A 10,754-nucleotide genomic window follows, 5' to 3' on the forward strand; every position below is an offset into this window, starting at 1 on the left:
GGATTGCCCGCAGGGCAATCCAGCCTCGCCCGGGGGCACCTCCCAGCGGTAGCCGGGGGAGTTTGAGGCGCGGGGGTCCGGGGGCAGAGCCCCGGCAACGGCGCCGCACCATGGACACCGACCGAAGGACACGTCATGCACCGCGCACTGATCGTCGTCGACGTACAGAACGACTTCTGCGAGGGCGGCAGCCTCGCCGTCCCCGGCGGAGCCGACGTCGCCGCCGCGATCACCGATCTGATCGGGCAGAGCACCGCCGGCTACCGGCACGTGATCGCCACCCGCGACCACCACATCGACCCCGGTCCGCACTTCGCGCGCCCCCCGGCCGAGCCCGACTACGAGACCTCCTGGCCGGTGCACTGCGTCGCCGGCACCGAGGGCGTCGGGTTCCACCCGAACTTCGCGCCCGCCGTCGCCTCCGGCGCCGTCGCCGCCGTCTTCGACAAGGGCGCGTACGAGGCCGCGTACAGCGGTTTCGAGGGCGCCGACGAGAACGGCGCGAAGCTCGCGGACTGGCTGCGCGAGCACGACGTGAGCGAGGTCGACGTGGTCGGCATCGCCACCGACCACTGCGTGAAGGCCACCGCCCTCGACGCGGCCCGCGCGGGCTTCACCACGCGCGTCCTGCTGGACCTCACCGCCGCCGTGGCCCCCCGCACCACCACCGCGGCCCTGGAGGACCTCGGCGCGGCCGGGGTGGCCCTGGTGGGCGACCGGTACCGGTCCTGACGGCTCGCGGGGTCCTAGGCGCCCCGCAGGAGGGCTCGGATCGGGTGCCAGAGTTCTTCCGCGCGGTCGGGTGCGCAGCGCCACAGGAGGCCGTCCGGGTGGTGCAGGACGGCCGTGACCTCGTCAGGGGTCGGGGGCTGGGCGTTGCCGCGCAGGTACACCGCCCGCATGCCGAGGTTCCGCAGCCTGGTCAGGGCGCGGGCCCGGTTCGCGGCGTGCACCAGCACGCGGACGTTTCCGCCCTCTCCGGACGGCCTCGGCAGCGTCAGCGCGACCACCACGCTGCCGCCCGGCAGTCTGACGAAACCTCCACCTGGCATGATCTTCAGCTCCCCCGTCAATAACAGAACTCGCACCCGCATCTAAACGCGATCGGCCGCCGCCCGCTAGAGGGCGACGGCCGATCATGCTTTGACCTGCGGTTTTGCGGACTACTTGACGGCGGGGCCGACCTCGATCGTCATCTGGAGACCGTCGTAGGTCTCCTTCGCGATCTTGATCTTGGTGTTGGTGTCAGTGACCTTCACCGAACCGGTCGGGTTCTCGTCGTAGTAGTACTTGCCCTTGTGGTCGTCGAAGACCAGCTGGGCCGGCTTCGGCTTCAGGAAGAGCGCCTCGCCGTTCTTGTGCAGGGTGAACGCGTCCGTCGAGTAGGCGCTGAACGGCGCGTCGTACGGCTGGATCTTGTTCCGCAGCAGGGTGCCGTCCGACCACTTCATCGGCTTGGCGTTGGCGTCGATCGGCAGGATCAGACCCGAGCCCGGGTGGACGCTCGTGTTGTTGTCCTTCTGGGAGGTGTCCCACTGCCAGATCAGCAGGCCGTCCTGGTACGGGTAGTGCTCGACCCAGCCCGGCTTGGTGTTGGAGAAGCCGAAGTTGTACGGGCCGACCTTGAGGGTCGAGTCGTACGAGACGTAGCGGCGGTTCTCGGCCAGGTAGTACTGGGCGTACTCCTTGGTGAAGCCGGCGCCGACGCGGGAGAAGCCCTTGCCGGTCCAGCCGTTGTCGCCGTTCTCCGCGCCGTCGGCGAAGACGGTGGCACCGTCCGCGGTCAGGTTGACGGCGTCGGCGGTGAAGCCCTTGCCGCCCGCGCCGCCGTCCGTCTGGTAGCGGAAGCGGAGGTCGACCTTCTTGCCCGCGTAGGCGTCGAGCGGGAAGTTCAGCGACTTCCAGGCGCCGGAGACACCGGTCAGCGACGGGCTGCCGGAGGCGTCGGCCGGGATGGCCGCGCCGTCGGCGGTGCCGGCCAGCGCGGTCCAGGTGGCGCCGCCGTCCGTGGACACCTCGGTGTAGAGGAAGTCGTAGTCGGCCTCGATGTCCCACCAGCCCTTGAGGGAGAGGGCGGCGGACTTCTTGCCCGTCAGGTCGACGGAGCGGGTGAGGGTGTTCTTGAGGTCGTCACCCATGTTGCTCCACCACTGCGAGGAGCCCTCGGCGGGAGCGACGATGTCGGTCTTGACCTGCTTCTTCGGCAGCTCGACGAGCAGCGCCTGCTTGTCCGCGGTGTTGTATGCCGACACGCCCAGCTTGTGGGTGGACTTCGTCGCGGCCTTGGCCTTGTCGTAGTTCAGCCAGCCCAGCTGCAGCTTGTCCCAGGCCGTCATGTCGCCCGGGAGGTTGCCTATGGACTCCTTGCCGTCACCGAGCCAGGAGCCGGCCGACATCAGGGACCAGAAGCCCACGGAGTTGTCGCCGCCGCCGGTGGTGTCGTAGAGGTCCGGCAGACCGAGGTCGTGACCGTACTCGTGCGCGAAGACGCCGAGGCCGCCGTTCTCCGGCTGCATCGTGTAGTCGCCGACCCAGATGCCGGTGTCGCCGATCTGGGTACCGCCGGCCTTGTTGTTCGCCGGACCGGTCTTGCCGACGTCGGTGCCGTACGCGTACCAGCGGTGCGCCCACAGGGCGCTGGTGCCCTGCACGCCGCCGCCGGCCGACTCGTCCTCGCCCGCGTGGACGATCTGGAAGTGGTCGATGTAGCCGTCGGGCTCGTTGAAGTTGCCGTCGCCGTCGAAGTCGTTGCGGTCCCACTGGTCGTACTGGGACAGCTGCGCCTTGATCTCGGCGTCGGTCTTGCCCGCCTTCTTCTGGGCCTCCGTCCACGCGGTGACGCCGTCCTTGACGGTGTCCCACACGTTGGAGCAGTTGGTCTGGCCGCAGTAGTTTGAGCCGTAACGACCCTCGTTGTACGGGATCTTGACCCAGTCGGCGACCTCGCCGTCGACCGAGTAACGGCCCGAGGAGGTCTTCTCGTAGTAGGTCTTCAGCGAGTTCTTGCCCTGGCCGGTACCGAAGTACAGGTCCTGGAAGTGCTGGCGGCTGAAGTCCTTCTGCCAGGCCGTGCTGTTGTTGTCCGCGCGGTTCGGCTGCGCGATCTGGTTGTGCAGCGGGCCGGGCGTGCCGCCGTACTTCGGCACGGGCGGCTTCGGGCCCTGGGGGCCGTCCGGGTCGAACATGGTCGAGTTGTCGACCTGGTCGCCGAACTCGACGAGGATCGTGAAGATCTTGTCGGTCTTCTCGCGGCCCAGCTCGACGTACTTCTTGTCGTCGAGCTTCACGACCTTCGAGGCGCCGCGCTGCTCGACGTCCTTCTTGCCGGTGAGGACCTGCTCCAGGGCGGCCTTCTTCTGCTTCGCCTGCTGCTCGCTGAAGGGGCCCTTGAGGTCGTGCTCCACGAGCTTGGCAGGAGCGGTCGGGTCCTGCCGGTCGGAAGCGGGGACCGCGGGGCCCTTGTCCTCCGCCTGGGCGGCGGTGACGGTGAAGAAGGTGGCGCTGGTGGCGCAGGCGGCCATGGTCACACCGATGGCCAGGGTGCGCAGGGTGCGTCGTCTGACGGAATTGCCGGTCACTTGATGTCGTTCCCCTCCCGCGGCCGCGACGTAGGTCGGAACATCTCCATAGGAGCGGGGGGTTCCGCGCGGCGCGCGTCTCAAGTGACGACATTTGACCGGAGAGTCTAAAGAAAAGACAGACCTTGACTTCTTCCTTACAACTGCACTATGCGGTCAGGCAGTTCCGGTATACGGACGTTCTCCCGTCATAGGGGGCCATCCCGGGCGATATGCGCTTCACGGGCCCGGCGGCGGGGGCCCGTTACGGGCCCGGTACGGCGCATCGTGCGGGGCCGTGCGCCCCCCGTGCTGCGGCACTGTGGGTTAGGCCGCGCTTACTTCTGGTGCGGCTCGGGCATCCCGTCCTAGAGTCACTTGACGCGCGACCTGTTGAGCCGACTCCCCCTCCCCGCCTTGAGGACGGAACACGCCATGCCGCGTCCGACTGTCGCACAGCTCGCCTACGGGTCCGCCACCGTCATCGTGTCGACGATCGCCATGCTGCTGCTCTCGCAGACGAGCACGGGGCTGGGGGTCGCCGTCATCTCCGCGGCCGCGCTCGCCCTCGGGCTCCTGGTCGCCCTCACCGTGCCGATCCCCCGCCGCCGCGGCCGCCACGCCGCCGGGCGGTCCGGGCCGGCCGCCACCGCCGCCGGGGCCGCCACCCCCGCGGCGCAGGGGGCCCCGGCCGCGGAGCCCGCGCGGGTGCCCGAGCCCCGAACGGCCCCGGCGGAGCACCCCGTTCACCACTGACGGCGCCGCCGGGCCCGAACGCGGGAGCGGGCGGCCACCCCCCGGAGGGGACGGCCGCCCGCGCGTGTTCGCGTACCGGCTGTTGCTAAGTGGACTTGACCACCACGGTCTTGGCCACCTTGTCGTGCAGGCCCTGCTTGTACGGTTTGTCGACGAGCATCGACACGATCAGCGCGAGCGGCCACAGGCAGAAGCAGCACACCAGCGTCGGGATCCAGAGCACGGCCGCCCGGCTCAGCGAGGCGTTGGACGGCGGCACGCTGCCGTCGTTGAGCATCGCGACGCGCAGGCCCATGGCCTTCTTGCCCACGGTCTGGCCGCTCTGCTTGGTCATCCACCAGTCGTAGCCGACGTACGCGAGGATCGAGATCAGCGTCCACACGAGACCGGAGCCGTTGTACGACTTCGTGATGACCCCGGTGACGTCCTCGCCCTTGTCCGTGTCGACCATGTACCGCTTGGTGCCGAAGGGCAGCTGGACGAGGAACAGCGGCACGCCGACGATCAGCAGGTCGATGATCCGGGCCGCGAGCCGGCGGCCGAAGTCGGCGAGCGGCGGCATCCCGGCGAGCGGATCGGGCATGCCGTGGCCGCCACCGCCGCCGTACGGGTCACCGCCACCGCCGTACGGGGGCGGCGGCGGGGGGTAGCCTCCGCCGCCGGGGGGAGGCGGGGGCGGAGGGGGGTAGCCGCCGCCCCCGGGAGGCGGCGAGCCGTACGGCGAACCACCCGACGGAGGCGTCGGTTCCTGGGGCTTCTTGAGGAACGGGTCGTCCTCGGGCGGCTCGCCCGGCGGCGGCTGGTCGGTACTCATGGCCCGAGTCGAACCCGGGCCCGTGGGGCTCGCAACGGGACCGCGTCCGTTCGGGGGAGCGGCTCGCCTGGGCGGCCCCTTCGCGGTGCCTAACGGGCCACGTACGTCCCGGCGGCCCGGTCGTGCCAGGCGCGGCGGCGGGGGCGGTCCAGCAGGCACCAGAGGCTGCCCGGCAGGCCGAGCAGGGCGTACACCAGCCAGCGCCGCAGGGCCCGGCCGAAGCCCGGCGGGCGCAGGGTGGCGGCGGCGAGGACGCGGATGCCGAACAGCTTCTTGCCCGGGGTGCGGCCCCAACGGGCGGTGGGCAGGGCCTCGTAGAAGACCCCGAAGAGGAGGACGGCGGCCAGGACGAGGCCGAGGTAGCCGGTGATGGTGGCGTCGAGCAGCCACACGGTGGTGGTGCGGCCGCCGGCCCGGGCCGCGTCGACCTTGGCCTGCACGTGCGAGGTCGCCCGCGGTACGAGGGGCAGCGCGGTGGCGGCCGCGACGGCGCCGAGTACGAGGGAGTCCACGGTGCGGGCGAGCGCCCGGCGGAGCAGGCCGGCGGGGCGGACGGCGCGGTCGGCCATGCGCTCGAAGACCGCCCGGGTCGCCTCCGGCCGGGGCGCGGGGACGGCGGGGTCCGGCCTCGCCGAGCCCCGGGGCTCGAACCCCGACGCGGCGGGTGCCGCCGCCGCGTCCGGCTCCGCCCCGGACCGGGCCGCCGGGTTCGCGGGGCTCCGCCCGGCGCCGCGGGCCGCGGGGGCAGAAGGGGCCGCCGGAGGCGCGGAGCGGCGCGCTTCGACATCCGCCCGGGCCGAAGGGGCCGCGCCGCGGGCCTCGAAGGACGCGGGAGCCGAGGGCGCCGCGCCGCGGGCTTCGAACGCCTCCGGGGCCGGACGGGCGGCGCCGCGCGCTTCGAAGGGTCCCGGGGCTGACGGGGCCGCGCCGTGGGCCTCGTACGACGCCGGGGCCGAAGGGGCCACGCCTCGGGCTTCGAAGGGCTCCGACGACGAAGGGGCCACGCCTCGGGCTTCGAAGGGCTCCGACGACGAAGGGGCCGCGCCTCGGGCCTCGAAGGGTGCTGGAGCCGAGGACGCCGCGCCTCGGGCTTCGTACGGCGGCGGGGCCGAAGGGGCCGCGCCGCGGGCCTCGAAGGGCGGGTCGGACGGTGTCGGGCGGGGGGCGGGCCGGGACTCCGGCCAGCTGGAGGTGAGGCCCGAGGTGCCCGCGCCGGGGGCGTCGGGCCAGGCCGGCGGGCGGGCCGACAGGATGCCCACGCTCTCGGCGGGGGCCTGCCCCGGGAGCCGCCGGGCGGTGGCGGCCGCCGCCGCCGGGGCAGGTCGGGCCAGGGAGATCCCGCCGCCGGGCCGGGGTTCCGGCTCCGCCGGCCCGCCCCAGGAGACCCGGACGTCCCGGGGCCCGCCGAAGCCCGCCTGGTGCGCGGGGTCCGCCTGCCAGCCCGCCGCGTCGGCGCCCCGCGCGGGGCCCGCCTGCCAGTCCCGGTCGGGGTCCGGGAGGGCCTCCGTCGCGGAGGTTTCGTCCAGGAAGACCGGGCCCGTTTCCTCCGCGGGAGCGGCGGGTCGGCTCGTGCCCGGGACCCAGGCCGCGCCGTTCCAGTACCGGACGAACCCGGGGATGGACGGATCGGGGTAGTAACCCTCGCGGGCAGCGTGCTCGCCGTCACCAGGGGAGGCCGTCAATGTCCCCAACTCCGATCGTGGCTTGAGGCTTGTGCAGGGGAGGACCCAAGGGGAGGACCATAGCCAAGAACCCCCTCCCGACAGGTCCGGTAACGGGAGATTCCAAGCCTTCGGGCGAACCTCACCCCACCCGACCCTTTTCGGTCAGCCGACAGATTTCGGCCAACCTCGCATTCGGGGCCGGAAGTCGCGTCATAGCGAGGCACACCCGCGCTCTCTCCGGGTGTGGGGCACGCTCCCGCCCCGCACCCGCAAGCGAACGCACCGAAGTGAGGCCGTCATGCACCACCCCGTCATCGAACGCGAACTGGAACTCAAGCTGGTCCTGTCCCCCGAGCGCAGCGTCCCCGTCCCCGCCAGGCTCCTGTACCTCACCGACGACCCGTACGCCGTCCACGTCACCTTCCACACCGGCTCCAGCACCCCGGTCAACTGGACCTTCGCCCGCGAGCTGCTCGTCGAAGGGGTGTTCCGTCCCTGCGGCCACGGAGACGTCCGGATCTGGCCCACGAAGATCGACAACAAGGCGGTGCTGTGCATGGCGCTCAGCTCCCCCGACGGCGACGCCCTGCTGGAGGCCCCGGCCGGCTCGGTGTCGGCCTGGCTGGAGCGGACCCTGCGCGTGGTCCCGCCCGGGACGGAGGCGGAGCGGCTCGGCCTGGACGCGGCCCTGGCCGACCTGCTCACCCCGACGCCGGCCGACGACCTGTGGCTGCGGGACCCGTGGCCGTCGGACGAGTCGGCCGCGGACGGTGACCTGTGATGCGCACCCCCGACGACCGCACGCCCGAGACCCGGGACTCAGAAGAGCTTGCCGGGGTTCAGCAGCCCGAGCGGGTCGAAGGCCCGCTTGACGCCCCGCTGCATCTCCAGCCCGACCGGCCCGAGTTCGCGGGCGAGCCAGTCCTTCTTCAGCACCCCGACCCCGTGCTCGCCGGTGATCGTCCCGCCGAGTTCCAGCCCCAGGGCCATGATCGCGTCGAAGGACGCCCGGGCCCGCCGCGCCTCGTCCTCGTCGGCGGGATCGAAGCAGACGACCGGGTGGGTGTTGCCGTCGCCCGCGTGCGCGCAGACGCCGATGAGCAGGTCGTACGCCCGGGCGATGGCCGCCGTGCCGTCGAGCATCTCGGCGAGCCGGGACCGGGGCACGCACACGTCGTCGATCATCGTCGCGGGCCGCAGCGCCTCCAGGGCGGTCAGGGACATCCGGCGGGCCTGGAGCAGAAGTTCCGACTCCGCCTCGTCCTCGGCGGGAACGACGGCGGTGGCCCCGGCGGCCGTGCACAGCGCGCCGACGGCCGCGAGCCCGTCGGCCGCGTCCGGGGTGTCGAAGGCGGCCAGCAGCAGCGCCTCCGTGCTCTCGGGCAGGCCCATCCTGCCGAGGGCGTTGACGGCGCGGACGGTCGTACGGTCCATCAGCTCCAGCAGCGAGGGCGCGAGCCCCGCCTCCATGACGGCGCAGACCGCCTCGCAGGCGGCCGCGACGGACGGGAACTCGGCGGCCAGCGCCAGCTGCCGGGGCGGCGCCGGACGCAGCGCGAGGACGGCCCCGACCACCACGCCCAGGGTGCCCTCGGAGCCCACGAAGAGCCGGGTCAGGTCATATCCGGCGACCCCCTTGGCGGTACGCCGCCCGGTGCGCAGCAGCCGCCCGTCGGCCAGGACCACGTCGAGCCCGAGCACGTACTCGGCGGTGACCCCGTACTTGACGCAGCACAGGCCGCCCGAGGCGGTGCCGATGTTGCCGCCGATCGTGCACTGCTCCCAGCTGGAGGGGTCGGGCGGGTAGTACAGGCCCTGTTCGGCGACGGCCCGCGACAGGACGGCGTTGACCACGCCCGGCTCGACGACGGCGGTCCGGTCGACGGTGGAGACCTCCAGGATCCGGTCCATCTTCACCAGGGAGAGCACGATGCAGCCGTCGGAGGCGTTGGCGGCGCCCGACAGCCCGGTGCGGGCGCCCTGGGGGACGACGGGGACCCGTAGGGCGGTGGCGGTGCGCATCACGTGCCGCACCTGCTCCACGGTGCGCGGCAGGACGACGACGGCGGGGGTGCCGGCGTCGCAGAAGCTGGCCATGTCGGTGGCGTAGGAGGAGGTGACCTGAGGGTCGCTCAGAACCGCCTCGGGCGGGAGTCCCTCGCGCAGGGCCGTGATGAGCCGTGCGGAGAGCTGCTCGGGAAGCCGTACGGAGAGATCGTCGTCCATGGGGCCAGCGTGACAGCCGGGGCCATCGGTGTGAACACGGCCGCGACCGGCTTCGGACACCTCGGCGAGCTCTTCATATTGACGCACAGTGAGCGCATGGACGGATTCGACGAGCAAGCGCGCCAGCCCGCCCCGCCCGTGACCTTCACCGGCCGCAAGACGGTCGTGGCGGCCGCGGTGGCGGTGGTCCTGATCGCCGGGGCCCTGCTGATCCGCCCGGCCCGCACGGGCGACGACGCGCGCCCGCCGGGGCCGAGCGAACGGGCCGCGGCGGCGGTCGGCATGGGCGCCCCGGCCGCCGCGGTGGACCTGACGGCGCTGGTGGCGGACCGGGAGAAGTGGGTCGCCGCGCACGCCGACGACGACGCTTCGTGGGCGGTGCTCGGCTCCGCGTACCTGGAACAGGCCCGGCGGACGGCCGGTTCGGGCTGGTACCCGAAGGCGGAGAAGGCGCTCAAGCGGTCCCTGGAGGTGCGCCCCGCGGAGAAGGGCAACTTCGACGCGATGACGGGCATGGGCACCCTCGCGAACGCCCGCCGGGACTTCGGGACGGCGAAGAAGTGGGGCGAGCTGGTACGGGCCCAGGCGCCGCGGCGCTGGACGGCGTACCCGGTCCTCGTGGACGCGTACACGGGCCTGGGCGACTACAAGGCCGCGCAGAAGGCGATGGAGCGGCTGCAGGAGCTCCGCGAAGGGCTGCCCGCGCACCTGAGGGCGGCGCAGGTCTACCGGGACCGGGGCTGGCGCGAGGACGCGGTGGTGTCGCTGGAGCAGGCGGCGGGCGCGGCGAAGGCGCCGGCGGAGAAGGCGTACGTGCTGTTCCGGCTCGGGGAGCTGGCCTTCGAGCGGGGCGACGCGGCGGAGGCACTGCTCCAGCAGGAGGCCGCGCTGCGCACGGACCCGGCGCAGGCGGAGGCGCTGGGCGGGCGGGCGCGGGCGCTGGCCGCGCTGGGGCGGGGCGGGGAGGCCGTACGGGACTACCGGCTGGCGCTGGGGCGTACGCCGGCGCCGCTCCTCACGCTGGAGCTGGGCGAGCTGCTGGACTCCCTGGGGCGGCCGGAGGAGGCCCGCGTCCAGTACGAGGCGCTGTCGGTGCTGGCTGCGCGGGGCACGGCCGACGGGGTCGACGAGGCGGTGGTGCTGGGCCTGTTCGAGGCGGACCACGGCGACGCGCAGGCCGCCGTGGTCCGCCTGTCGGCGGAGTGGGAGCGGCACAAGAGCGTGCAGGTGGCCGATGCCCTGGGCTGGGCCCTGCACCGCACCGGGGAGGACACGGCGGCCCTGGAGCACGCGAAGAAGGCCACCGATCTGGGGCTGCGCAGCGCGGACTTCGCCTATCACCGGGCGATGATCGAGCGGGGTCTGGGCGACGAGGCCGCGGCCCGGCGCCACCTCCAGGAGGCGCTGCGCACCAACCCGGGGTTCTCGCCGCTGCGGGGGCCCCTCGCGAAGGAGGCGCTGGCCTCGGTCGGCCAGCCGTCGGCGGGCGGTCCGGAGAACATGCAGCCGCGCACCCCGTGGGTGGCGCCCGAACTCCCCAAGCCGAACCCGCCGAAGCCGAAGCCGCAGCCGAAGGCCCCCGAGGCGAAGCCCTCGCCCTCGGCCCGCTGACCCGCCGCGCCCCGGACGGACGGATGGCGGCCGATCGCGGCCGCCACTTCGCCGAGTTCGATCCGGAAGCCGCGGATCTTGACCTGGTCGTCGGTGCGGCCGAGGAAGTCGAGCAGGCCGTCGGGC

9 protein-coding genes are annotated in these 10,754 nt (G+C 73.1%); 4 read left to right on the forward strand and 5 right to left on the reverse strand.

Annotated elements, in window-relative coordinates; translation table 11 throughout:
• The first annotated feature begins 135 nt into the window (after positions 1–135).
• Positions 136–732 (forward strand): isochorismatase family protein, encoded by a 597-nt coding sequence (locus ACFV0Q_RS30780; protein ID WP_385009667.1) that lies wholly within the window; start codon positions 136–138, stop codon positions 730–732.
• Positions 733–746: 14 nt separating this feature from the next.
• On the opposite strand, the gene ACFV0Q_RS30785 is transcribed toward ACFV0Q_RS30780, so the two are convergent.
• A complete protein-coding gene (locus ACFV0Q_RS30785) occupies positions 747–1,052 on the reverse strand; it encodes a hypothetical protein (RefSeq protein ID WP_385009669.1) in 306 nt (101 codons plus the stop codon).
• A 111-nt stretch (positions 1,053–1,163) separates the two neighbouring features.
• Entirely contained in the window at positions 1,164–3,521 is a 2,358-nt protein-coding gene (locus ACFV0Q_RS30790) for an immune inhibitor A domain-containing protein (protein WP_385009679.1), read from the reverse strand.
• 471 nt (positions 3,522–3,992) lie between these two features.
• On the opposite strand from ACFV0Q_RS30790, the gene ACFV0Q_RS30795 reads away from it, so the two are divergent.
• Positions 3,993–4,313, forward strand: a complete 321-nt coding sequence (locus ACFV0Q_RS30795) for a hypothetical protein (protein WP_385009671.1) — start codon at positions 3,993–3,995, stop codon at positions 4,311–4,313.
• A gap of 85 nt (positions 4,314–4,398) precedes the next feature.
• Here ACFV0Q_RS30795 and ACFV0Q_RS30800 read toward each other — a convergent pair whose 3' ends face one another.
• Positions 4,399–5,127, reverse strand: a complete 729-nt coding sequence (locus ACFV0Q_RS30800) for an RDD family protein (protein ID WP_385009672.1) — start codon at positions 5,125–5,127, stop codon at positions 4,399–4,401.
• An 89-nt stretch (positions 5,128–5,216) separates the two neighbouring features.
• Positions 5,217–6,809, reverse strand: a complete 1,593-nt coding sequence (locus ACFV0Q_RS30805) for an RDD family protein (RefSeq protein ID WP_385009673.1) — start codon at positions 6,807–6,809, stop codon at positions 5,217–5,219.
• Positions 6,810–7,089: 280 nt separating this feature from the next.
• On the opposite strand from ACFV0Q_RS30805, the gene ACFV0Q_RS30810 reads away from it, so the two are divergent.
• Complete coding sequence (locus ACFV0Q_RS30810; RefSeq protein ID WP_266577119.1) at positions 7,090–7,572, forward strand: SsgA family sporulation/cell division regulator; 483 nt, start codon at positions 7,090–7,092, stop codon at positions 7,570–7,572.
• Positions 7,573–7,610: 38 nt separating this feature from the next.
• Here the strand turns inward: ACFV0Q_RS30810 and ACFV0Q_RS30815 are convergent, their stop codons facing one another.
• Positions 7,611–9,017 carry an FAD-binding oxidoreductase gene (locus tag ACFV0Q_RS30815; RefSeq protein ID WP_385009675.1) on the reverse strand — a complete coding sequence of 469 codons (1,407 nt, stop codon included), beginning with the start codon at positions 9,015–9,017 and terminating at the stop codon, positions 7,611–7,613.
• A 96-nt stretch (positions 9,018–9,113) separates the two neighbouring features.
• Here ACFV0Q_RS30815 and ACFV0Q_RS30820 point away from each other — a divergent pair, with 96 nt between their 5' ends.
• Positions 9,114–10,628: a tetratricopeptide repeat protein gene (locus ACFV0Q_RS30820; RefSeq protein ID WP_385009677.1), complete on the forward strand. Its 1,515-nt coding sequence runs from the start codon at positions 9,114–9,116 to the stop codon at positions 10,626–10,628.
• Positions 10,629–10,754: the final 126 nt, after the last annotated feature.

The sequence above is a fragment of the Streptomyces sp. NPDC059564 genome (genome assembly GCF_042735575.1).
Lineage (GTDB): Bacteria > Actinomycetota > Actinomycetes > Streptomycetales > Streptomycetaceae > Streptomyces.

What these genes read in the sequence shown, in the direction of transcription:
- ACFV0Q_RS30810 (WP_266577119.1), top strand. Translation starts at nt 7,090, where the DNA reads ATGCACCACCCCGTCATCGAACGCGAACTGGAACTCAAGCTGGTCCTG.
- ACFV0Q_RS30795 (WP_385009671.1), top strand. Translation starts at nt 3,993, where the DNA reads ATGCCGCGTCCGACTGTCGCACAGCTCGCCTACGGGTCCGCCACCGTC.
- ACFV0Q_RS30800 (WP_385009672.1), bottom strand. Translation starts at nt 5,127, where the DNA reads ATGAGTACCGACCAGCCGCCGCCGGGCGAGCCGCCCGAGGACGACCCG.
- ACFV0Q_RS30790 (WP_385009679.1), bottom strand. Translation starts at nt 3,521, where the DNA reads ATGGCCGCCTGCGCCACCAGCGCCACCTTCTTCACCGTCACCGCCGCC.
- ACFV0Q_RS30780 (WP_385009667.1), top strand. Translation starts at nt 136, where the DNA reads ATGCACCGCGCACTGATCGTCGTCGACGTACAGAACGACTTCTGCGAG.
- ACFV0Q_RS30815 (WP_385009675.1), bottom strand. Translation starts at nt 9,017, where the DNA reads ATGGACGACGATCTCTCCGTACGGCTTCCCGAGCAGCTCTCCGCACGG.
- ACFV0Q_RS30785 (WP_385009669.1), bottom strand. Translation starts at nt 1,052, where the DNA reads ATGCCAGGTGGAGGTTTCGTCAGACTGCCGGGCGGCAGCGTGGTGGTC.
- ACFV0Q_RS30820 (WP_385009677.1), top strand. Translation starts at nt 9,114, where the DNA reads ATGGACGGATTCGACGAGCAAGCGCGCCAGCCCGCCCCGCCCGTGACC.